The organism is Selenomonas sp. KH1T6, from assembly GCF_900108415.1.
In the GTDB taxonomy this organism is placed as follows: Bacteria; Bacillota; Negativicutes; order Selenomonadales; family Selenomonadaceae; genus Selenomonas_B; species Selenomonas_B ruminantium_A.
Window position 1 is genome coordinate 1 of sequence record NZ_FNWN01000023.1, and the last position, 18465, is coordinate 18465.

At 48.9% G+C, this 18465-nt stretch carries 24 protein-coding genes and 1 pseudogene; 19 read left to right on the plus strand and 6 right to left on the minus strand.

The genetic code is table 11. The features are described from left to right. A pseudogene (locus BLW59_RS18000) lies at positions 1–180 on the minus strand (IS5/IS1182 family transposase); the annotation flags it as partial. Positions 181–430: 250 nt separating this feature from the next. Here BLW59_RS18000 and BLW59_RS12275 point away from each other — a divergent pair. Then, positions 431–2458: a S41 family peptidase gene (locus BLW59_RS12275; protein WP_074698025.1), complete on the plus strand. Its 2028-nt coding sequence runs from the start codon at positions 431–433 to the stop codon at positions 2456–2458. 74 nt (positions 2459–2532) lie between these two features. On the opposite strand, the gene BLW59_RS12280 is transcribed toward BLW59_RS12275, so the two are convergent. Beyond that, the gene (locus BLW59_RS12280; RefSeq protein ID WP_074698026.1) at positions 2533–3063 is read right to left on the minus strand and encodes a hypothetical protein; all 531 of its coding nucleotides are present in this window, start codon (positions 3061–3063) and stop codon (positions 2533–2535) included. 134 nt (positions 3064–3197) lie between these two features. Between BLW59_RS12280 and BLW59_RS12285 the strand changes: the two genes are divergently transcribed. Together BLW59_RS12285 and BLW59_RS12290 are read left to right on the plus strand one after the other, a co-directional pair. Beyond that, complete coding sequence (locus BLW59_RS12285) at positions 3198–3767, plus strand: HD domain-containing protein (RefSeq protein ID WP_074698027.1); 570 nt, start codon at positions 3198–3200, stop codon at positions 3765–3767. Continuing rightward, on the plus strand, positions 3760–4287 hold the full coding sequence (locus tag BLW59_RS12290) for a GNAT family N-acetyltransferase (RefSeq protein ID WP_074698028.1): 528 nt from the start codon (positions 3760–3762) through the stop codon (positions 4285–4287). Before BLW59_RS12285 ends, BLW59_RS12290 begins: the two co-directional genes overlap by 8 nt. Positions 4288–4301: 14 nt before the next feature. On the opposite strand, the gene BLW59_RS12295 is transcribed toward BLW59_RS12290, so the two are convergent. After that, complete coding sequence (locus BLW59_RS12295) at positions 4302–4526, minus strand: hypothetical protein (protein ID WP_074698029.1); 225 nt, start codon at positions 4524–4526, stop codon at positions 4302–4304. Positions 4527–4999: 473 nt separating this feature from the next. Between BLW59_RS12295 and BLW59_RS12300 the strand changes: the two genes are divergently transcribed. Then, on the plus strand, positions 5000–6085 hold the full coding sequence (locus BLW59_RS12300; RefSeq protein ID WP_074698030.1) for a haloacid dehalogenase-like hydrolase: 1086 nt from the start codon (positions 5000–5002) through the stop codon (positions 6083–6085). Positions 6086–6191: 106 nt separating this feature from the next. On the opposite strand, the gene BLW59_RS12305 is transcribed toward BLW59_RS12300, so the two are convergent. After that, complete coding sequence (locus tag BLW59_RS12305) at positions 6192–6797, minus strand: DUF1847 domain-containing protein (RefSeq protein WP_074698031.1); 606 nt, start codon at positions 6795–6797, stop codon at positions 6192–6194. A gap of 249 nt (positions 6798–7046) precedes the next feature. Here BLW59_RS12305 and BLW59_RS12310 point away from each other — a divergent pair, with 249 nt between their 5' ends. From BLW59_RS12310 to BLW59_RS12355, 10 genes are all read left to right on the plus strand, one after another. After that, a complete protein-coding gene (locus tag BLW59_RS12310) occupies positions 7047–7604 on the plus strand; it encodes a hypothetical protein (RefSeq protein ID WP_318258554.1) in 558 nt (185 codons plus the stop codon). An 85-nt stretch (positions 7605–7689) separates the two neighbouring features. Further along, positions 7690–8136 carry a YaiI/YqxD family protein gene (locus BLW59_RS12315; protein WP_074698032.1) on the plus strand — a complete coding sequence of 149 codons (447 nt, stop codon included), beginning with the start codon at positions 7690–7692 and terminating at the stop codon, positions 8134–8136. Positions 8137–8144: 8 nt separating this feature from the next. After that, complete coding sequence (locus BLW59_RS12320) at positions 8145–8615, plus strand: GNAT family N-acetyltransferase (RefSeq protein ID WP_074698033.1); 471 nt, start codon at positions 8145–8147, stop codon at positions 8613–8615. Further along, positions 8612–9313 carry an MmcQ/YjbR family DNA-binding protein gene (locus BLW59_RS12325; RefSeq protein ID WP_074698034.1) on the plus strand — a complete coding sequence of 234 codons (702 nt, stop codon included), beginning with the start codon at positions 8612–8614 and terminating at the stop codon, positions 9311–9313. Before BLW59_RS12320 ends, BLW59_RS12325 begins: the two co-directional genes overlap by 4 nt. A gap of 15 nt (positions 9314–9328) precedes the next feature. Then, positions 9329–9949: a CatA-like O-acetyltransferase, family 2 gene (locus tag BLW59_RS12330; RefSeq protein WP_074698035.1), complete on the plus strand. Its 621-nt coding sequence runs from the start codon at positions 9329–9331 to the stop codon at positions 9947–9949. Between the two features lie 33 nt (positions 9950–9982). Further along, positions 9983–10396 (plus strand): peptide deformylase, encoded by a 414-nt coding sequence (locus BLW59_RS12335; protein WP_074698036.1) that lies wholly within the window; start codon positions 9983–9985, stop codon positions 10394–10396. Positions 10397–10444: 48 nt separating this feature from the next. Further along, positions 10445–11050 carry an alpha/beta hydrolase gene (locus BLW59_RS12340; protein WP_074698037.1) on the plus strand — a complete coding sequence of 202 codons (606 nt, stop codon included), beginning with the start codon at positions 10445–10447 and terminating at the stop codon, positions 11048–11050. A 75-nt stretch (positions 11051–11125) separates the two neighbouring features. Next, the gene (locus BLW59_RS12345; protein WP_318258556.1) at positions 11126–11815 is read left to right on the plus strand and encodes a PIN domain-containing protein; all 690 of its coding nucleotides are present in this window, start codon (positions 11126–11128) and stop codon (positions 11813–11815) included. 13 nt (positions 11816–11828) lie between these two features. Further along, positions 11829–12623 (plus strand): ElyC/SanA/YdcF family protein, encoded by a 795-nt coding sequence (locus BLW59_RS12350; protein ID WP_074698038.1) that lies wholly within the window; start codon positions 11829–11831, stop codon positions 12621–12623. Between the two features lie 125 nt (positions 12624–12748). Then, entirely contained in the window at positions 12749–13372 is a 624-nt protein-coding gene (locus tag BLW59_RS12355; RefSeq protein ID WP_074698039.1) for an esterase, read from the plus strand. A gap of 74 nt (positions 13373–13446) precedes the next feature. Here the strand turns inward: BLW59_RS12355 and BLW59_RS12360 are convergent, their stop codons facing one another. Further along, positions 13447–13902: a MarR family winged helix-turn-helix transcriptional regulator gene (locus BLW59_RS12360; RefSeq protein ID WP_074698040.1), complete on the minus strand. Its 456-nt coding sequence runs from the start codon at positions 13900–13902 to the stop codon at positions 13447–13449. Positions 13903–14059: 157 nt separating this feature from the next. Between BLW59_RS12360 and BLW59_RS12365 the strand changes: the two genes are divergently transcribed. From BLW59_RS12365 to BLW59_RS12380, 4 genes are all read left to right on the plus strand, one after another. Continuing rightward, on the plus strand, positions 14060–14599 hold the full coding sequence (locus tag BLW59_RS12365) for a glutathione peroxidase (RefSeq protein ID WP_074698041.1): 540 nt from the start codon (positions 14060–14062) through the stop codon (positions 14597–14599). Positions 14600–14781: 182 nt separating this feature from the next. After that, a complete protein-coding gene (locus tag BLW59_RS12370) occupies positions 14782–15114 on the plus strand; it encodes a hypothetical protein (RefSeq protein WP_074698069.1) in 333 nt (110 codons plus the stop codon). Between the two features lie 39 nt (positions 15115–15153). Next, positions 15154–15771: a flavodoxin family protein gene (locus BLW59_RS12375; RefSeq protein WP_074698042.1), complete on the plus strand. Its 618-nt coding sequence runs from the start codon at positions 15154–15156 to the stop codon at positions 15769–15771. Between the two features lie 16 nt (positions 15772–15787). Next, complete coding sequence (locus BLW59_RS12380) at positions 15788–16330, plus strand: rubredoxin-like domain-containing protein (RefSeq protein ID WP_074698043.1); 543 nt, start codon at positions 15788–15790, stop codon at positions 16328–16330. Positions 16331–16430: 100 nt separating this feature from the next. On the opposite strand, the gene BLW59_RS12385 is transcribed toward BLW59_RS12380, so the two are convergent. Next, positions 16431–17816, minus strand: a complete 1386-nt coding sequence (locus BLW59_RS12385; RefSeq protein ID WP_029545060.1) for a pyruvate carboxylase subunit B — start codon at positions 17814–17816, stop codon at positions 16431–16433. A gap of 347 nt (positions 17817–18163) precedes the next feature. Between BLW59_RS12385 and BLW59_RS12390 the strand changes: the two genes are divergently transcribed. Further along, complete coding sequence (locus tag BLW59_RS12390; protein WP_029545058.1) at positions 18164–18436, plus strand: ACT domain-containing protein; 273 nt, start codon at positions 18164–18166, stop codon at positions 18434–18436. Positions 18437–18465: the final 29 nt, after the last annotated feature.

Genomic DNA, 18465 nt, shown 5'->3' on the forward strand with positions numbered 1-18465 from the left:
ATTTCGATCTATCCTTTGATAGGTCTCCTCCAGTGACTTTATATCCATACCTCCAATGCAGTGGCGAAGCAGGCGGACGGGGTCATCTTTGCTAACCTGAAATTCAAGATTTAAGGGAAGAAACAGTTGATAATTCTCTCCTAAAGACGTATACTCTTTCTGTGAATTTGGTTTTTGCATACCTAAATTCTACACCTAATCCCGGGGCTTGAATGTCCTGGGATTATCTTTTTGCATAAAAATGAGGCTGCTGCACGTTTGGATTACGTGCAACAGCCCCTCTTTGTCTTGGGGAGTTTGGATAGGTGTGTTTATGTATATTTTGCTGGTCAGGCAGGAAAAGCCAAGATCAGGGAGAAATGGCATTATAGGTTTCTATCTGAAATGTTGGGGTGGCAAATCTGCCCCTATTTTGCAGGAGGAATGAAAGATGCACAGGAGAAAACTGCCTAAAAAACTGCTATGCGGCCTGCTGACAGGCTGGCTGCTGCTGTCAGGGGCACCAGCCCTGGGGGAGGCCGCTGAGGTGACGGGGTCCTTTGATTCCCGTATTTATGCCAGCAGACTGGATAGATATGATACTTTGCGGGTCTACAATGTGGCAGGAGAAGAGACTGTTCCCTATGTCTCTGCGCAGGAGTATTTGCGCCTGTTGTATGATGGCAATGTGGCCTTCCAGATGGAGGAGGGCAGCAGCGTCCTTACGGCTGTCCGCAATGGTATCAGGGCGGAGTTTGATGGGGAGCAGGGCATCATTCGCTGTGAGGACTGGGATGCTTTCTTTGGTTCCTATGGGGAGCGGGCTTTGCCCAACGGTATCCTGCTGCCGGGTGAATTCAACGCCCAGGCTGTTTCCAAGAAGCATCCCTCCAGTGAAACCAAAGCAACTGGCTTTGATATCAATCTTTCCTCCTATGGCCTTGCCATGACAGCCTATGAGGGGCAGATGCTGCTGCCCTTTGCCGTATTGCAGAATGTCTTTGCCATGCCCAGTGGGGCCAGTGACCTTTCCTTCAATGGGGACCATTTCTACGATATAGCCCAGCCCATCGGTTATATTTACGGACATGATCTGAATCCTGGCATCCGTCTGAATCCCTATGCCACTGCCTATTATTCCGGCAAGTTTTCCAAGATGAAGGAGATTCCTTCCGCCTATGCGCACTATGCTTATGGTACCACCTGCCTGCTATTTGACCTCTATTATGGTCATAAGAAGGAAAAGGGCATCGAGAGCTTCGACAAATACTTTGAGCAGAACGGGCTGAAGGAGGGACTGCTTTCTACGGATGCCCGGCGCAATTCAGAGGCGTTCCTGGAGGTGGTCTACAAGCTCTTTGACAGCGGCCATGATAGTGTGCAGCTTAGCCATAGCGTATTTGACACAGGTTCCTATATCAATACTGCCAAGGTCATCACGGCCTACGGCGGCATGGAGCCAACTATGAAGGCTTTGCAGAAGCTCACTTACAAAGTGGCGGACAAAGGAGTAGACTTCCTGGCTGGGGAAACAGGCACTTATGGGCAGTATGAGACTGCCTGCAAGGAACTGCAGCTTGATCCCGTCCTGCTGACCTACATTTTCCGTGATGACAGCGGCCAGCCTTTCAAGTACTGGCTGGAGCAGGCTCAGGAATATGTGAAGATCAGGGGCACCAAAGATGAGAATTTCCAATTCAAGCCTGGAGAAGAGAGGAAGCAGAGCGCGGATACAAACCGCCTGTTCGAGATCAAGGAACACATAGAATCCCTCAAACCGGCGGACTTTGGCAACTCAAGGGTGGATATCATCGACGATACGGCCTTCATTTACTTTGAGGGCTTTGAGGAGAACCTTCAGGAGGCTTCTTTCTACTATCGCATGCCAGACGAGAGTGTATATGATACCAGCACCTTCGGGCTTTTCTATGATGCTTTTGCCAAAATCCAGCAGGACCCGAAGGTGAAAAAAGTGGTCATTGACCTGTCCAACAACGGTGGCGGCGCAGTGGGAGCTTTGACTGCTGTGCTTGGGTTCCTGGCTCCTGATGGGGAAGTGAACCTCACCTATTTCCATACCCTGAACCAGAATTACTGTTCCGAGTGGTACCATGTGGACACGAACCTGGATGGCAAATTTGATGCCCGGGACGGCTTTGGCGGCCAGTATGATTTCTACATCCTGACCAGCGGCTTCTCATATTCCTGCGGCAATGCTCTGCCCTTCTTCGCCCAGACGAACGGCCTGGCGAAAATCATCGGTGAGCAGCCGGGCGGCGGCGACTGTGCAGTGGCTCCCTTCCTGGATGCCTACGGCCATGTAGCTAATATGTCAGGCTGGAGCAAATTAGGCAGGATGGAAGATGGCAAGTTTGTCAGCGATGAACACGCGGTAAAGGTAGACTATCCTTTCGGGGATCAGGCTGACAAGTTGTATTTCAACTATAAATCTATTGCTGAATGGCTCAGTAAAAAATAAAGCTGGATAATGAAAAGGGCGGCTGCAGTCGGAAATGGACTGTCAGCCGCTCTATTTGTGCGGGGATTTGACTATCAGAAGTAAATCTTGCTCATCTCCACCAGACCGTTTTTCAGCAGGTGCATGAACTCCGGTTGGCCGATATAGTCGGCGCTGACGGAAAAGAGCATATTGCCGTGGCGCCAATGGGCGGCATAGCCATCCGGGTAGACCTTGCTTTCGGCAGGAACCTGGGCTATGGAGACATCGAGGCCGTCGAGGTTTTCCTTTTCCCATTTTACCCCGTAGATGCCGCTGATATCATCGTTCATCAGCTCCGTGCAGCGGGCAGTGCGCAGGCGGAATTTGGTGGCAATCTGGCCGTCAGCAGTGTATTCGATGTCTATGACATCTCCAGCGATAACCCACACCTGGCTCACATGATAGCCGCTGAGGGAGGGAAGGTACAAGGGGGTGAAACCTGCGGCTTCCTTGGCAGATCCTACATCAGCGTATGCAACCATTGGGTTAGGCATGCCTACAGCTGGCGTTGCAGCTTGGGCAGCAGGGAAGCTGAAGGCGGAAGCGCAGAGGGCGATGGTGAGGGCCAGAGTTCTTTTTTTCATGATCATGCCTCCTTGATAGTTTTCGGTATCAATGATATTATAAGGCCACTGTTCCAGTTTTGCCATAGGCAAAACTGGAACAATGGCCTTATAAGGCTAGGACATTGTAATTTCAACTTTCAGTAGGAGGAGTCATGGATACAAAGGAACTGCTGAAGATAATGCATACGGCAGAGAAACTCAAGGATGCCACCAGACATTGCTATACCTCCGGCGGCAGACGGGAAAGCGTGGCAGAGCACAGCTGGAGAATTTCCCTGCTGGCCTATTTCATCAGGGATGAATATCCAGAGGTTGACATGGACAAGGTCATCAGGATGTGCCTGATTCACGACCTGGGGGAAGCCTTCACCGGGGATATTCCCGCCTTCAAGAAAACCGAGGCCGATTCCCAGCGGGAAAAGCAGCTGCTGTTTGCCTGGGTGGATAGCCTGCCGCAGCCTTTCGCACAGGAGATGCGGGAGCTCTATACTGAGATGGAGGCTATGGAAACAGAGGAGGCAAAGATATATAAGGCCCTGGACAAAGTAGAGGCTATCATCCAGCACAACGAGTCTGACATAAGCACTTGGGCAGAGAATGAGTACGACCTGAACCTGACCTACGGTGTTGAGCAGGCCGCATTCTCTCCCTATCTGAAGAGTTTCAGGGAGGCTGTGCGTGAAGAGACATTGGCGAAGATGGAGGAACCTAAGCATGGATAAGGTACAGATAAGAAAAGCCGAAGTAGGGGACGCAAAAGATATTCTGGCTGTTTACAGCTATTACGTAGAGCATACGGCAATCAGCTTTGAATATGATGTGCCTACGGTGGAAGAGTTTCAGAAGCGTATAGAGAAAACACTGGCAAAATATCCCTATCTGGTGGCAGTGCGTGACGGGAAAATCGTTGGCTATTCGTATGCAGGCCCCTTTGTAGGGAGGGCTGCCTACGATTGGTCGGCAGAATTGACAATTTACCTCAAGCCGGAAGAAAAGGGTCATGGCACGGGCAGAAAGCTTTATGAAACCATGGAAAAAGAGCTGGCTGCTATGGGAATAAAGAACCTGTACGCCTGTATAGGCGACCCCCTGGTGGAGGACGAATACCTTACCAGAAACAGCGAGAACTTCCATGCTCACATGGGCTTTGTCAAAGTAGGTACGTTCCACAAGTGCGGTCATAAGTTTGGCCGTTGGTACAACATGATATGGATGGAGAAAATCATCGGGACGTATGAATGATACTCACCGCATTTTCAGCAGGAACTGTTTCCCAGCACAGGATGCTTGGTCTGTCGCAAGGCCCGCACTCTTATCAGGCGCAGGGCTTCCTGCAGATCTACGTCTGAACGCTGCCCCGTTGTTTCGTAGACGCACATGGGATCGTCTATGCCGATTTCGCTGGCAGGCATATAGACGTATTCTCCAGATTCGTTATCTCCGAAGATAAGGCCAGACTTCAGTTCAGATATGGTTATCATTTAGATTCGCTCCTGTTCAGTAGAATGTATGTCTTCCAGCAGTTTAGCCAGAGTTATCTTAATCAAAATAGGCGCTCATTGTAATACATCGTATGACAATGAGCCTATAACGAGTACAAGATGTACCCCACTTCCATAAGTGGGGGCGGCAAATTACTAACAGGCGGCGAGTTAATATCTCCCGCATCGTTGAAAGGCCAAGAGGAAGTTTTGCCTACGGCAAAACTGGAACAATGGCCTTATAATGTCAATTGAGAGTTGCTGTTCTGCTCCCTCATCATCAGCGGTATATTCTTCCAAGGGATTTTTCCCGCATTTTGCTGCGGCGGTTTTTTACAGGGGGCTTACCCCATAATTTACTCTGACTATGTCTCGTCGATAGATACAATGCTTAAGCAGCAGGATTTTATCTGGATACAGCGAAGAAGACAGCGAATAGTTTCTGCTGTAGTAGGGAATGGAGGATTGACTTCATGAAGAAAAAACTTTTAGCTTGTGCCCTGGCTCTGATGGCAGGGGTTATGGCTCCAGTAAATATGGCTGATGCCATAAGCCGGCAGGAAATAGCTGCGATTCAGGTAAACAGGAGCAGCCAGTTCAGATATTGGCAAAAGGATTCGGCAGCTTATCAGGCTTTGGTATCCTATGTGAAGGATGTGACCAATAAAAAAAGCCCTAACTTTATCCCCGTAAAGGATCGGGTGGCAGTCTTTGACTGTGACGGTACGCTGATGTGTGAAACTGCTCCCTACTATTTCGATGCCATGTTATCCCTTTACCGGGTATTGGATGACAGGAGTTTTTCGGCCAGTCCTCAGGCACGTGCTACAGCTCGGGAGGTCAGGTCATTGCTTTTGAAGCATGAAAAGCTGCCTGCAGATCTGAAGAAAAGTCTTACCAAGGATGTAAAGAGCAACGCTTTTGCAGGGATGACTCCCAGAGAATTTTCTGCTTATGTAAAAAACTATATAAACACAAATTATGAAGCAGGGCTGACCAATCTAAAGGTTGGCGAAGCTTTCTACCTGCCCATGATAGAAGTGGTGTCTTACCTGCAGGCCAATGACTTTAGCGTTTATATCGTCTCAGGCTGTGACAGAGAAATGTTGCGGGTGCTGGCTGATGGCGTTATGAATATTCCACCGGAACGCATCATCGGTACCAATTATTCCTATGTGACAGAAAATCATCCCAGCAGCAAGCTGGATGGCTATAATGTGCTGCCGGGGGAAAAGCTTTTGCGAGGAAATGAGCGTGTTTTCAAAAATACTGAAGCCAATAAAATAGCAGCTATCCAGCGTGAAATTGGCCGTCAGCCCGTCCTGGCCTTCGGTAATAGTGACGGGGATTATAGTATGTTTCAGTACACGATTCATGACAATCCCTATAGAAGTGCCGCTTTCGTGCTCCTTTGTGACGACCTGGAGCGGGACTTTGGCAACAGCAAAAAGGCGGCAGCTACGAAAGCCGCCGCCCAGGAAAATGGCTGGATTCCCGTTTCTATGCGGGATGATTTCAAGACCATCTATGGGGAAAATGTGATTAAGGTTAAGGAATGAGAGGGAGGTAGTTAAGGGGCTGTTGTACTTTGAGGATTGTGCAACAGCCTGCTTTTCCATCAGAAAGGATTTACCGCCTTCAGTATCGGTTTTGACAGACGAATAGTCACACTTCCCCTTCATCCATGATCCCAAGCTTCCTTTTCCAGTAGCGGGAATAGATGGCTCCCAGGGGATTATGTGACAGCAGCCTGTCCTTTACCACCAGGGTGGTGACGGGGCCGGGGCAGCTGGCGTTGAAGATGGTATCGTGGCCTACGCAAAGGCCGCAGGAGATGAAGAGCTCTGTGCCCTTTTCTGCCAGGATGCTGGCCTGGAATTTGGGATTGCACATGGCTTCGTGCTCCAGCTCGGGCTTGACCTGTTTCAGGTCGAGCTCTTTTTTGTTGAAGCTGCAATTCTTGCAGCAGACGCTGTAAAATTCGAAGCCCTGTTGCTCATAATAGCGGGCAATGTAGCGGGCTTCGGCGTTGAGTCCGATGCAGAAGGCCATGCCTAGCTTCTTGTAACCCATGGCCTTGGCAAATTCCGCTGTTTCCTGCAGGCGGGTGATATTACTGTAAAAAGTACCTTCCACGTAGGCAGCTGCCTTCATGATGAGGCGTTCTTCCTCATCATAGGCCCCCAGAATAGTTTCCCGGTCGATGCCGGTGCAGTTGACTCCCTTGGTATAGCAGGCGTGTGTTTTGCAGTTGGCACAATCAGCTTTCATGGTGAAGTCCTCCATTTCTATATGTTGTCAGATTTATTGTACAGGATTTTGTGAGAGTGGGCCACTAGAAAACATAATCGGATCATAAATAACCTGATAGTATTGTTGTGTCATGTTTGTACAGTTTGCCTTGGTTGGAAATATCATAATTTTCTTGTATAATGAAGATAATCTGCATTTCAAGGATAAGTGGGGGAGATTGCTTACGAGTTTATTGGAACAGGCTGCATGCTAGTTAGGAGAACCAATATGATGAACAAGAAAATGGTCAAGAGAGTGTTCCTGTCGGCTGTTCTTTGTACGTTGACTTTGATTGGTCTTGGTGAAGGTGTAGATGCGGTTCCTATTGATGGTGGCGTGACGGATAGGACAGACCACAAGGCATCTAAGGCAATCGTGTCCAAGGACATAACGGATTTCTATGCCAGGTTCTTTCTTTTTGATGAGGGGAGTGACAATGGCGGGGGGGATGTTTATACCTTTGAGATAAAAGAAACTGGCACTGTCCTGATGGCCTCCGAGTCTAGATCTGGCCTCAGTTTTCCAGCAGATAAGAAGCTGCTCCGAAAGCTGCAAGACATCATCGATAAGCATAGCCTGGTAGCATATAATGGTGTTTACGAGATAACTGCCGGGTTGCCCGTGGAGTTCCAGCCCTGCGATTTCACAGCAGGCTATGCCTCGGGAGAAGTGCTGCATTTCACCATGGACAATGATCCTGAGGCAGAATGGGCCAGGGAGGTATACCAGACTTTTGCTGAGTGGTTTGCAAAAAAAGGGGATGCTTCGCTGTTGACGAAGAAATAGTCTATGGTTTGCCATAGGGCGGGGATAGGATTTGGTGACAAAAATTGATGTATGGTAAATACATCGAGGGAGCAATGTACATTTTATGATAATATTTGTTGATGCGGACGCCTGCCCCGTAGTACGGCAGACGGAGGAAGTGGCAAAGAAATACAGCGTGCCGGTCACGCTGCTTTGCGATACCAACCATATATTGCAGTCTGATTATAGTGAGGTCAGGGTCATCGGGGCCGGAGCGGATGCAGTGGACTTTGCCTTGGTCAATCTCTGCCAGGCCGGGGATGTGGTGATTACCCAGGATTATGGGGTCGCAGCTATGGCTTTGGGCAAGCGGGCCTATGCCATGCACCAGAACGGCTGGCAATATACCAATGAAAACATTGAGCGGCTGCTGATGGAACGGCATCTGGCCAAGAAGGCTCGCCGGGCCTATGGAAAGCACCACCTGAAAGGGCCGCGAAAACGTTCGGAGGAAGATGATCTGCAATTCAAGGATAGGTTGGAGAGACTTCTCATGAAATTATTAGGGTAGGGGGATACATGAAGCGTATATCTTTAGAAACAGAGCGTTTACGGCTATATTTAGCATCACAAGCGGAAATGGAGCAATTTATCGAAGGACAGACCGATAGGGAACTTATAAAAGCCTATCAGGAAATGCTGGATGGCTATCTTGCCCATCCTGGGCAGGGAGAGTGGTATGCAATCTGGATGGTGACACGCCATGATGGAGTGCAGGTCGGAGATCTGTCTTTCAAGGGGCTCAATGAAGATGGCTCAGTGGAAATAGGGTATGGTATAAAAGCTGAATTCCAGGGCAGGGGATATGCTGCAGAAGCAGTCACGGCTGCTGTTGATTGGGCTTTGAAGCAGGCTGGAGTGTTGCGTGTAGAGGCCGAAACAGAGCCGGATAATACGGCTTCGCAGCGGGTATTGGCAAAATGCGGCTTTGTCCCCAATGGAATCATTGGCGAGGAAGGGCCTCGCTTTGTGAGGAAGCATTATCAATGATACGTATAGAAGAATGGCATGAATTGGCTGCGGGAGAATTGCCAAAGCTGCTGGCTGGTAAGCTGGAACCCTTTGGTTTTGCCCTTGAGGGTGATGCATATTTCTACGCAGAGGATTTGCTGGCAGGCAGCTTTAAGCTTTATGTGAGGGTTGGGAATAACGGTGTGGTGTCAACCATGCTGCTGGACATGGAATCAGAGGAGCCCTATGTGCTTCATCTGGTGAAGAATGCCCAAGGAGCTTTTGTAGGGGAGGTGCGGGCTGCCTATCAGGCGGTGCTTGACCGCATTGGCGAGGCTTGCGGTGAGCATGGCAGCTTTCATGGGGCTTATGTAGAGGAACTCCTGCGTTATGTGCAGAATACCTACGGCGATGAAATAGAATACCCCTGGAAGGATATGGATGCTGCGGTTATCCGCTCACACTTGTCGAAAAAGTGGTATGCAGTCTTTATGAAAGTACATCCAAGCAAGATTGGTCTTGGGGGCAGTCAGCCCATCCATATTATGAATCTGCATGGGACGGCAGAGCAAGTGACCGCCTTGGTTGATGGGGAGCGGTATTTTCCAGGCTGGCACATGAATCGGAAATATTGGTATACAGTCTGCCTTGATGGCAGCATACCGATGCTGGAGCTTCAGCGAAGAATCGATGAGAGCTTCGAATTGTCCCAGCCCAAGAAACGGTCTGGTGGCTGAAAGGCAGGAGGAAGGATGAAAACTGAGATCTTACCCCAGGAAAGCAGTCGTGCAGAGGCTTTTTCCCTATGGATGTCATCACCCATGCCGATGGTGACCTTGGTAAAGACGCTGAACGTCAGCCCTTTGCTGAAAATGAGAAAAAAGAGCGGCATGAAATTCACGGCACTGATGTGCTGGTGCATCGGCAGGGCCGCCAGCAGGATAGAAGAGTTTTACTTGCTGCCGGAAGCTGGAAAGCTATTTCGTTATGACAAGATGGCTGTAAATGTCATTGTGGCCAACAAACAGGGCGGGATTAACTCTTGCGACATTCCGTTTTCCGATGATTTGGAGCAATTCAATCGGGATTATTTGGAGCTTACCCAAAGGACTGCAGCAGAATGTAAAAGCAGTTTTATTGAGGAATGCATGATTATCGGCACGTCGGCCATGATACAGACAGAACTTGATTGTATTGTGAATCAGTATACGGAAAAGTTCTCCAACCCGCTGGTGATGTGGGGCAAATACCGCAAAGGGATTTTCAAAACGGTCTTGCCCGTGTCCTTACAGTTCCATCATGTGCAGATGGACGGAGGGCATGCGGCAAGATTTTTGGAGCAGTTGCAGGCAGAAATCAAAAAATGTGTTTGAATTTGGTGAGCTTGAGCCAGGCAGGAGGAGAAGATGGTAAAGGAAATTATGAAGGATTTGCTGTTTCTGGGCCAGAAGGCTGAAGCAGCGGCTAAAGAGGATATAGCTATAGCGGAAGATCTGCTGGACACCCTTCGTGCTCACAGGGAACACTGCGTGGGCATGGCAGCCAACATGATTGGGGAGAGGAAGGCAATTATTGCCATGGCAGAGGGAAACAGGCTCACGGCTATGCTGAACCCTGAGGTTGTGAAGAAATCGCCCAGGACTTACAAGGCTGTGGAGGGTTGCCTTTCCATTCCCGGTGAGCGTGAAGTTGAGCGTCATGACTGGATTGAAGTCAAATACCGTGATATGGACTGGCACAAAGCAAAGCGGAAATTCACAGGTTTCGAGGCAGAAATCGTGCAGCATGAGCTGGATCATTTGGAAGGGAAGCTTATCTGATCCGAAGCAGTGCATGGAACAATAGTATGAGTAAGATGGAGAGGGAAAATGCAGATATTATACGTACATGGCAAAGGTGGAACCGCTGAGGAATGCGAGCACTACAAGCCGCTGTTCCCCGGGGATGAAGTAATCGGACTTGATTATCAGACTTTTTCTCCTTGGGAAACGGGAAAGGAAATTCGGGCAGCAGTGGATGAGCTGGTGAAAAAGCATGAGGATATCTGCCTTATTGCTAACAGCATTGGGGCATTTTTCAGCATGAATGCGGAAATAGACGGGCTTATTCAGAAGGCATATTTCATTTCGCCCATTGTGGATATGGAAAAGCTGATTGAGGACATGATGAAATGGGCCAATGTGACGGAGGCGGAACTGGAGGCCCAAGGAATAATACATACCGAGTTCGGCGAGGATCTGTCCTGGGAGTATCTGAGCTATGTCAGAACCCATCCTCTCAAATGGAATGTGCCGACGCAGATCCTGTATGGGGAAAAGGACCAGCTGACGTCGTTGGCGGTTATGAAGGATTTTGCTGGCAAGCACCATGCAGGGTTGACGGTTATGGAAAATGGTGAGCACTGGTTCCATACTGAGGAGCAAATGGAATTCCTGGATGATTGGCTTCGGAGGTACAGTAATTTTGGACATTGAAAGTATGGCATTTGTTGGTCACAGGACGCAGAGAACTATGGCAGCATCATACAGGCTTATGTTGTATACAACAAGATGAAAGAAAAGTTTATTACCTTTGAGGTTATTCCTTACGATTACAGAGGTAAAACTAAAATGAATTATTATCTTATTGACTTTGAAAATGTAAAGTCATCAGGATTTGATGGAGTAGAAAAATTAACTGAGCATGATAAAGTAATAACTTTTTACAGCGTGAATTCAGACACTATTACCATTGACACACACATAAAGATAAACGAGTCAAAGGCGTACATCGAATTTCAAAAAGTAACCGTTGGCGGGAAAAATGCTCTTGATTTTCAACTGTCATCATACCTTGGTTACATCATTCGTGACACCTTGCCTACTGATGATATTGCAGATAGGTGCAATTATTATATAGTTTCCAATGATACAGGTTATGCTTGCCTGTGCAAATATTGGAAAAGCCGAGGTATTGAAGTAAAGATTGTCAGCAATATGTCAGGGGAAAATAAGCTAAAGACTGAAGAAGAAAAAACATCACCAGCCAACATAAATAATCCTAGTAAGAGTGATTTAGAAAAAATGCTGATATCCGTTTTGCCGGACAAAGCAGATGCCCCTGTTGTGGCAAAAATCATAAACCAATATAAAACTAAACAGGGCGTAAACAATGGATTGACCAAGAACTTCCCCCAGCAAAAAGTTGGCCCTATATACAAGGCAATCAAATGTTTAATCGCCGATAAAAAGGGAAGCTAAGGGGGTAAAATTTATGGGGCTGGAAGAGAGAATAAAAATTGCAGAAGCTATAAATATATTGGGCAATTTCTGCGGTCCAAGGGATATAGATGAACTGACTACGGCTGCCTTGCAGGATAAGTATCATTTTCCACGAGTGGATGCAGCTGTGCTTTTTGGCGGCAGTATATTGACAGGCGGTGAAGTCTTTGCGGAGATCATGAAAAAACAGCTGGCCGAAAAATACGTGATAGTAGGAGGGGCAGGACATACCACAGAAACCTTGAGGGAGAAAATGGCTGCCAGTCTGGGCAGGGAAGTTTCCCCATGTTCCTGTGAGGCGGAGCTTTTCAATGAGTACCTGCAAGAGAAGCATGGCCTGTCGGTAGATTATCTGGAGAAGGAATCCACCAACTGCGGCAATAACATCACCTTTTTGCTCGCCCTGCTGGAAAAGGAAAAATTGTCCCATGACAGTGTGCTGATGGTGCAGGATGCCACCATGCAAAGGCGCATGGAAGCTGGCTGGCGGCATCATGCAGGTGGTGGGCTGGTGGTAAACTACGCTGCCTACAGCGTGAAGATAACAGTCGGTGAAAAGGGTCTGGCCTACGAAGAGGAGCCGGATGGCATGTGGGATATGGACCGATATGTGGAACTGCTTATGGGAGATGCACAGCGGCTGCAGGATGCTCCCGATGGCTATGGCCCTAAAGGGAAGAATTTCATAGCCCACGTGGATATGCCGCCAGAGGTGCGGGAGGCATTCCTTTATCTGCAAAAGTTCTATGGTGTACGCAAGGCCAACCCGGCCTATGGCACGCCATAAAGAGTAAAAGTAATTCTGTAATATTACTCAAAATGATTTTACATAGATGATTTAAGTAAAATCATTTGAGCATGGATTCAATAGGGAAAGCAAAGCAACGGGCAGCTAGTATGGAGAGTTCACTGATGGTTACTTACCAATATGGTAATCCCGACGCGGACATCGTTCTTGTTCAGCCTGTTGGTGAGCATGATATGGCAGGGGTGGAGGCTGAGGTGGCTGAAATTCGAAGATTGGCAGATAAGGAGTTTTGCCTTCTGGCTATCAAGGTAGATAATTGGAACCTCGATTTATCCCCTTGGCAGGCCCCTGCGGTTTTTGGGAACGATGATTTTGGTGATGGTGCCAGGGAAACGCTGGCCGGGATATTGAAGCTGTGCCAGGAGGAGGGCAAGTCCTATTATCTTGGAGGGTATTCGTTGGCCGCCCTGTTCTCCCTTTGGGCGGCCTACCAGACCGATACCTTTGCTGGTGTGGCTGCGGCCTCACCCTCCATGTGGTTTCCGGGCTTCGTTGACTACATGAAGGGCAATGACATCCAGTGCTCCGACATTTACCTGAGCCTCGGGGACAAGGAGGAGAAGACCAGAAACCCTGTCATGGCCAAGGTGGAGGATTGCATTAGAGAAGGACATGCCTGGCTGAAGGAACAGGGCGCCAATTGTACTCTTGAGTGGAATAAAAGTGGGCATTTCCGGGAGCCAGAGCTTAGGACTGCCAAAGCCTTTGCCTGGCTGCTACAATCATGAAGGAAAACGAAGGTACAGACGTAAAACGAGAGGCTGCTGCACAATGCAATGTGCAGCAGCCTCTCGTTTTACAGTCACTCCAAGGTATGGATAATCTGGTAAAGCTGTTCTTTCAGCTTTTTTATCTCTTCACTGGAGAACATATCACCCTTCTGATTTACAAGGCAACCCATCTGGTAAGGCACCTTTTCTGCTTCTGCCCTGAGAGCCTGGCCTTTATCTGTAATGGATACCATCAGGATGCGCTCATCCTCTGGATTGCGGTATCTTTTGAGATAGCCCATGGCTTCCAGCTTTTTCAGCACCGGGGTCAGCGTCCCGGAGTCCAGATACAGACGCTTCCCCAGGTCACGCATGGCCACTTCCGTTTCCTCCCACAGCACCATCATGGTGATGTACTGGGCGTAGGTAAGGCCAATCTCTTTAAGGAAGGGGTTATAGGCTGCCACGATTTTCCTGGCACAGGCATATATAGGAAAGCACAGCTGGTTCTCAAGCAGCAACGGGTCGAAGGTCTTTTTCTCAGTCATTCTATGCACCTCTATCGAACATTTGAAACTTCTTGCTTCAATTTTACCATTATATTGCATAGATATCAAATACTATTTTCAAAAATTATATTTGACAAAATAGAATATAGCTGTATAATAAAGCCTGTAAGACGAAATGAAGGAGGGCAACCCAAAGATGATATATGATTATACCTTGAAGGCCAACAATGGCTCAGATGTTGCCTTGTCAGATTACAAGGGCAAGGTGCTTATCTTCGTGAACACAGCTACCCGCTGTGGTTTCACCCCACAGTATAAGGAACTGGAAAACATGTACGAGAAATATCATTCCCAGGGTCTTGAAATCATTGACATTCCCTGCAACCAGTTCATGGAGCAGGCCCCTGAGGATGACGCAGGCATTCAAAGATTCTGTTCGTTGAACTACAAGACGAAGTTCCCCAGGATGAAGAAAGCCGATGTCAATGGTGAGAACGAGCTGCCCCTCTACACTTTCTTGAAATCACAGCAGAGATTCAAAGGTTTCGGCAATGGCCTGAAGGCAACTGCCATGAGCCTGCTGCTGAGGAAGAGAGACTGGCACTACAAGGAAAATTCAGATATAAAGTGGAATTTTACGAAATTCCTTGTAGACCGCCAGGGAAATGTCATAGGCCGCTTTGAGCCCACGGATTCAATGAAGGATTTAGAGGCCGGTGTGCAGAACTGTCTGTAATAACTCGGAAGAAGATGTCTCCCACCTCTATAGGTGGCGAGTTCCTTGTTTACTAACAGGCGGCGAGCATATATCTCCCGCCTCGTGCGACGCGGAGCTAGTCCCCGCGGGGAAAACGCCAAGAGGAAGCTTTGCCTATGGCAAAGCTGGAACAATGGCGTTATAAAAGGAGAGCTGAAACTATGAACAAGCAGGAAATCATCAACGCCTTTCACATGATGTGGGACAACTTCCCGGAGCCAATCATGCTCATCACCAAAGACCGCCAGATCCACGCAGTAAACAAGAAAGCTGCTTCTTTCGGTCTCAACGACCAGATGAAGTGCTCCAGCATTGGCAGCCCCGAGAAACACAAAGGCTGTCTCTGCAATCAGGCAGCAGATACCAAGGAAGCTGCCTACAAAGCTTATGAGGGTCCCTTTGGTCGGGCCTACGGCTTCTGGATTCCTGTGGCTGGTGCTGAGGAATACATCATTCATTTTGGCATAGGCTCTACTTTTGAGTATCCGATGTAAGAGGAGCATACAAAACTGATTTGTATCGGGAGGTAGCCAATGAAAGTCATGATGGTCAATGGTTCCCCTAAACCGAAGGGGAACACAGCAGCTGCTTTGGAAGAAATGCGTAAGATTTTCGAAGCAGCCGGGGTAGAAACTGAAATGGTGCATGTTGGCAACAAACCCATCCGGGGCTGCATTGCTTGCCAGAAATGTTCTGAGACCGGGAAATGCGTATTCGATGATTTGGTGAATGAGACAGCTTCCCTCTTCGAGGAGTGCGATGGCTTGGTAGTGGGCACACCAGTTTACTATGCTTCGGCCAATGCGACTGTCATTGCCTACCTTGACCGCCTGTTTTTCAGTACCCATTTTGACAAAACCATGAAGGTAGGGGCTTCTGTAGTGGTTTCCCGTCGTGGAGGCAGTTCCTCGACTTTTGACGAGATGAACAAATACTTTACCATCAGCGGCATGCCCGTAGCTCCAAGCCAGTATTGGAATATGGTTTACGGGCTTGAGCCTGGAGATGCTGCGAAAGATGCTGAGGGCATGCAGACCATGCGGACATTGGCCAGGAACATGGTCTTCCTTATGCAAAGCATCGCTTTGGGAAAAGAAAAATATGGGCTGCCAGAAAAGGAGCCCTGGACGCCGACTCACTTTATTCGTTGATCAGGAGGAAAATATCATGAGCATTTATGGACAGACGAAGGGCACGGAACTTGAGAAAATCTTTAAGACTTTCATGCAGGCTGAAGCCAACGGCACCATGATGTACTACGCTCTGGCCCGTTTGGCCAAGGAACAGGGTTACGATGATGTTGCGTCTGAGCTCATCGAATCTGCCAACCAGGAAGCTGTTCATGCCGGGTTCTACGCTGTAATGAACGGCAAGTATCCCCAGGATTTCTGGAACCTCCTGCGTACGGTGCAGAAGGCTGAAACCAACGGCGAAGCCCAGGTCAAGGCCATGGCTGACAAGGTGAGGGCCGCTGGCTTTACCGAGGCTGCTGATGAGATGGAGATTTTCGCCAAGCAGGAAGGCCATCATGGCGTTGTCATCGGCAAGATTCTGGAGAAGTATCAGCCGGAGAAGAAAGCTCCCGTTGGAAAGGTCTATGTCTGCCCCGTCTGTGGCTTTGAGCATGAAGGGGATATCAACGACGAGCCAGAGGATTACGTTTGCCCCCTCTGTGGCCAGCCCAAGAGTGTTTTCAAGGAAGCAGAATAGATCCTTTTCCATGATCTTATCAAGAGAAAAGGACACAAAAACAGGAAGTGGCTGTTGCACATTTGTGCAACAGCCACTTCCTGTTTTATTGCGTGTTTGATCAGCGCTTGTAAGCGGTGACCTTCTGGTAGTGCTTCTGGAAGAATTCCTCTGCCACCTGGGGGAAGAGAGCGTAGGAAAGTACGTCTTCGTCGGTGGGGTTCAAGAAGCCCTTCTCGACGAGCTCGGCCTTGAATTCCTCAAAGGTCTCTGCCTTGGCATCTTCCACGGAGCAGTCATCAATGATGTCCACGGGAGCGATGCCGAGAGTCTTGGTGAGGAAATCGCGGTCGATAGCTACAGGAGTGCGGCCGAACTTGCCGCGAGCCAGATCCTTGAATTCCTTCGGTACCATCTTGTAGCGTTCGCCGCTCATGACGTTGAAGGTAGCCATGGTGCCCACGATCTGGGAAGACGGGGTGACAAGGGGCGGATAGCCGAGATCCTTGCGGACGCGGGGCATCTCATCCAGGAGATCCTGATACTTGTCTTCCATGCCGGCTTCTTTCAGCTGATTGGCCAGGTTGGAAAGCATGCCACCGGGAATCTGGAAGTCCAGCACGTTGGGGTTGATATCGAAATAGCCCTTGAGCTTGAATTCATCGATGATGCGCTTCTTCACGGAGAGGAAGTGCTGGGAAATGGGGGTCATGGCCTGACGGTCGAGGCCCGTGTCACGGTCAGTGCCTTCCAGAGCTGCCACCATGGTCTCGGTGCAGGGCTGGGAAGTGTCGCTGGAGAAGGGAGCCAAGGCGCAGTCGATGATGTCAACGCCTGCCTCCACGGCCTTCAGGTAAGTGGCATGACCGAAGCCGGAGGTGCAGTGGGTGTGGAGTTCCACGGGGATGGAGAGAGCTTCCTTCAGCTTCTTCACCAGATCCTCTGCCACATAGGGCTTCAGGAGGCCGGACATATCCTTGATGCAGACGGAATGGCAGCCCATCTCTTCCAGCTCTTTAGCCAGTTCCACGAATTTCTCATTGGTATGCACCGGGCTGATGGTGTATACCAGGCAGCCCTGGACATGGGGCTTCTCGGGGCAGGCGAGAGCAGCCTTGATGGCTACCTTCAGATTGCGCACATCGTTCAGGGCATCGAAGATGCGGAAGACGCCGATGCCGTGACGGGAAGCAGCCTGCACGAATTTTTCCACCACGTCATTGGAATAGTGGTTATAGCCGAGGAGGTTCTGGCCGCGGAGCAGCATCTGGATAGGAGTCTTCAGGTTGGCTTTCAGGGTATCCAGTCTCTCCCAGGGGTCTTCATCCAGGAAACGGAGGCAGGTATCAAAAGTTGCACCGCCCCATGCTTCCAGGGCGTTGTAGCCGATTTTGTCCAGGGCTTCCAGCTGGGGAAGCATGTCGCCGATGCGCATGCGGGTGGCAACCAGGGACTGATGGCCGTCACGGAGAACCGTTTCTGTGATCTTGACCGGATTCTTTGCCATAAATAACACTCTCCTCATACTATCATTCTATAAATGTGGCTTATAGATAAAACAGACGAAAATTGAAGAAAAAGATGCTCCTGCATGCGGGAGAACCCGCATAAAACCTACAGTTGTAGGGATTTTTCTTAAATTTACATCACAACTGTATTATAGGTACTAATTTGCTGATTGTCAACATGAATGTGATTCTTTTCCCATACCATAACTAAACAGAATTACAGCCAGACTATTGGTTTTTGTTATAACCCTTGTTATAATAGGAGTGTTGATTTTTTGTTTAGCCGTGTTGCTAAAGAGTTTACATTGGCAAAGTCATTTTATTATCTATGGGGAGAGATGTGTAAATGAAGCTGGTAGTTACCATTGTAGGCAAGGACAGGGTGGGCATTATCGCTATGGTGAGCCAGGTTTTGGCGGAAAACAACGTCAATATCCTCAATATCAACCAGAACATCATGGATGGCTATTTCAACATGGTCATGAGAGCCGAGATGGGCGAGGACGCCCGCATGAGCCTGGTGGACCTCCAGAAAGTGCTGAAGGAGAAGGGCCAGGAAATGGGGCTGGACATCAAGGCCCAGCATCAGGACATCTTCAACGTCATGCACAACGTCTGAGTTTCGTTCAACTGATTAGGAGGACCAAG

What these genes read in the sequence shown, in the direction of transcription:
- BLW59_RS12340 (WP_074698037.1), top strand. Translation starts at nt 10,445, where the DNA reads ATGCAGATATTATACGTACATGGCAAAGGTGGAACCGCTGAGGAATGC.
- BLW59_RS12300 (WP_074698030.1), top strand. Translation starts at nt 5,000, where the DNA reads ATGAAGAAAAAACTTTTAGCTTGTGCCCTGGCTCTGATGGCAGGGGTT.
- BLW59_RS12275 (WP_074698025.1), top strand. Translation starts at nt 431, where the DNA reads ATGCACAGGAGAAAACTGCCTAAAAAACTGCTATGCGGCCTGCTGACA.
- BLW59_RS12360 (WP_074698040.1), bottom strand. Translation starts at nt 13,902, where the DNA reads ATGACTGAGAAAAAGACCTTCGACCCGTTGCTGCTTGAGAACCAGCTG.
- BLW59_RS12325 (WP_074698034.1), top strand. Translation starts at nt 8,612, where the DNA reads ATGATACGTATAGAAGAATGGCATGAATTGGCTGCGGGAGAATTGCCA.
- BLW59_RS12295 (WP_074698029.1), bottom strand. Translation starts at nt 4,526, where the DNA reads ATGATAACCATATCTGAACTGAAGTCTGGCCTTATCTTCGGAGATAAC.
- BLW59_RS12290 (WP_074698028.1), top strand. Translation starts at nt 3,760, where the DNA reads ATGGATAAGGTACAGATAAGAAAAGCCGAAGTAGGGGACGCAAAAGAT.
- BLW59_RS12330 (WP_074698035.1), top strand. Translation starts at nt 9,329, where the DNA reads ATGAAAACTGAGATCTTACCCCAGGAAAGCAGTCGTGCAGAGGCTTTT.
- BLW59_RS12385 (WP_029545060.1), bottom strand. Translation starts at nt 17,816, where the DNA reads ATGGCAAAGAATCCGGTCAAGATCACAGAAACGGTTCTCCGTGACGGC.
- BLW59_RS12380 (WP_074698043.1), top strand. Translation starts at nt 15,788, where the DNA reads ATGAGCATTTATGGACAGACGAAGGGCACGGAACTTGAGAAAATCTTT.
- BLW59_RS12320 (WP_074698033.1), top strand. Translation starts at nt 8,145, where the DNA reads ATGAAGCGTATATCTTTAGAAACAGAGCGTTTACGGCTATATTTAGCA.
- BLW59_RS12375 (WP_074698042.1), top strand. Translation starts at nt 15,154, where the DNA reads ATGAAAGTCATGATGGTCAATGGTTCCCCTAAACCGAAGGGGAACACA.
- BLW59_RS12280 (WP_074698026.1), bottom strand. Translation starts at nt 3,063, where the DNA reads ATGAAAAAAAGAACTCTGGCCCTCACCATCGCCCTCTGCGCTTCCGCC.
- BLW59_RS12365 (WP_074698041.1), top strand. Translation starts at nt 14,060, where the DNA reads ATGATATATGATTATACCTTGAAGGCCAACAATGGCTCAGATGTTGCC.
- BLW59_RS12370 (WP_074698069.1), top strand. Translation starts at nt 14,782, where the DNA reads ATGAACAAGCAGGAAATCATCAACGCCTTTCACATGATGTGGGACAAC.
- BLW59_RS12390 (WP_029545058.1), top strand. Translation starts at nt 18,164, where the DNA reads ATGAAGCTGGTAGTTACCATTGTAGGCAAGGACAGGGTGGGCATTATC.
- BLW59_RS12285 (WP_074698027.1), top strand. Translation starts at nt 3,198, where the DNA reads ATGGATACAAAGGAACTGCTGAAGATAATGCATACGGCAGAGAAACTC.
- BLW59_RS12355 (WP_074698039.1), top strand. Translation starts at nt 12,749, where the DNA reads ATGGTTACTTACCAATATGGTAATCCCGACGCGGACATCGTTCTTGTT.
- BLW59_RS12305 (WP_074698031.1), bottom strand. Translation starts at nt 6,797, where the DNA reads ATGAAAGCTGATTGTGCCAACTGCAAAACACACGCCTGCTATACCAAG.
- BLW59_RS12345 (WP_318258556.1), top strand. Translation starts at nt 11,126, where the DNA reads ATGAAAGAAAAGTTTATTACCTTTGAGGTTATTCCTTACGATTACAGA.
- BLW59_RS12335 (WP_074698036.1), top strand. Translation starts at nt 9,983, where the DNA reads ATGGTAAAGGAAATTATGAAGGATTTGCTGTTTCTGGGCCAGAAGGCT.
- BLW59_RS12350 (WP_074698038.1), top strand. Translation starts at nt 11,829, where the DNA reads ATGGGGCTGGAAGAGAGAATAAAAATTGCAGAAGCTATAAATATATTG.
- BLW59_RS12310 (WP_318258554.1), top strand. Translation starts at nt 7,047, where the DNA reads ATGATGAACAAGAAAATGGTCAAGAGAGTGTTCCTGTCGGCTGTTCTT.
- BLW59_RS12315 (WP_074698032.1), top strand. Translation starts at nt 7,690, where the DNA reads ATGATAATATTTGTTGATGCGGACGCCTGCCCCGTAGTACGGCAGACG.